General features: G+C 62.2%; 1 protein-coding gene. It reads right to left on the bottom strand.

Annotated features, from left to right (window positions below; translation table 11 throughout):
• Positions 1-24 precede the first annotated feature (24 nt).
• A complete protein-coding gene (locus HIJ39_RS23260) occupies positions 25-609 on the bottom strand; it encodes an MFS transporter (protein WP_169103391.1) in 585 nt (194 codons plus the stop codon).
• Between the last annotated feature and the right edge of the window lie 74 nt (positions 610-683).

Genomic DNA, 683 nt, shown 5'->3' on the forward strand with positions numbered 1-683 from the left:
TGAGGGTCGAGTTAACGGGCTACTCTACATGCGGAGCGACGGCATCGCGGACCGACTACGCACACAAGCTGCTAGGAGGTTACCCACCATCCCTGTGGCGTAGACCACCGCAAGTACCGCACCCGTCTGGGTTGGGCTGCCGCCTCGCTGGTGCCATACCAACGGTACCAACGTCAGCAGACTGGCGGATCCCAAGTTGCGCAACACAATGAGCACGCCGAATCCCCTGCCCCGTTTCCATACCTCGCGCCACGAGATGCGGGGCGGCCGGTGGCGGGACAAATCCGGCCGAGGAATGGTGCGGGCGGAAAAATATAGGGCCCCGGCTGCGAGCAACCCCGGCAATGCCAGGCTTGCCACTCCCCACGAACCCCACCCGTGCCATAGGGCCACGACGACGAGGGGCGCCAAACTATGCCCGACCATGCCGCTTACCATCCACCCACTTAGCGAACGACCCCGGTGCGTCTCCTGATTGCGGCTGACCAGGGCCGCCATATGAGGATGAAACGCGGCGTTTCCCAAGCCGCCTAGCATCAGTGCCGCTGCAAAGATGGCGTAGGTCGGCGCCCATGCTAATCCCAAGGCATTGCCCATACTACCTACCACTAGGAGCCTTTTCATTTAATCCGAACCCGCACGGCGCGCGGGTTTGACGCATTGGACGCTGCGATTTTCCTACA

Source organism: Sulfobacillus harzensis (genome assembly GCF_012933365.1).
Classification (GTDB): Bacteria; Bacillota; Sulfobacillia; order Sulfobacillales; family Sulfobacillaceae; genus Sulfobacillus_B; species Sulfobacillus_B harzensis.